This window comes from Pseudomonas sp. A125, assembly GCF_055409485.1.
Map to the genome: position 1 here is coordinate 1 of NZ_JBUZVP010000094.1, position 770 is coordinate 770.

Annotated in this window: 1 protein-coding gene; it reads right to left on the bottom strand. The window is 63.2% G+C overall.

Annotation, left to right across the window (positions count from 1 at the left end):
• On the bottom strand, positions 1 to 770 hold a 770-nt coding region (vgrG, locus tag ACZRN6_RS36550; RefSeq protein WP_464009967.1), incomplete at both ends, for a type VI secretion system tip protein VgrG.

The following is a 770-nucleotide window of genomic DNA, read 5'->3' on the forward strand; positions in this document are numbered from 1 at the left end:
GTGCGCAGCACGTTGCGTTTGTAGTTGCGCAAGGTCACGTGATCCACGTGTTCGCTGTCGTGCAAGGCATGGGCGATGTAGGGCCGGTCCGGGTCGCCTTGTTCGAAGGCGATAGCCACTTCGGTGCCGGCAATCAGTGGCAGGTGCAGGCCGTGGGTATCGCCCGCGTACGGACGCGCCAAGCGCAGCCACATGCTTTCCTGGCCGGGTTTCCAGGTGTCGCGGTCGAACAGGAAGTTCACGCAGTAGCGCCCTTCCAGGTCGATTTCGGCGTGAGGGTCGTTGGCCTGCGGGCTGGTGACGCGGGCCGGGACGGTGCCGGCGATTTGCGGTTTGTCTTTCAGCTCCGGACGAAAACATACGGTTTCCGAGTAGGGAATGGCTTTGAAGCTGACGTCGAAACTGCGGTCGCGGGCGGCGCGGGTGGTCAGTTGGGTGATCACCGCGCCGGGGGCAAAGGCCTGTGGCGCGCCGCCGGAGATTTTGAGTACCTGGCCGGGCGCCAAGGTGGCACTGCTGCTGACGCCGCTGAGTTGCGTCTGGCCGTTGAGGTAACGTTCGTGGCGCAACCGGGCGTAAAAGTAGCCACTTTCACTTAGCAGGTCTTCGTCATAGGCGTAACGGTCGCCCATTTCTGTGTAGGGTTCAGCGTAGTGATACGCCTCGCCATAGGTGCCGCGGGCGCCACGGGTTTGGTCGATCTCGCCGTTCAAGTGGGCGGTGGCCACGCGGTGATGGTAGGTGCGGATATTGACGCGCTGCTCCACCAC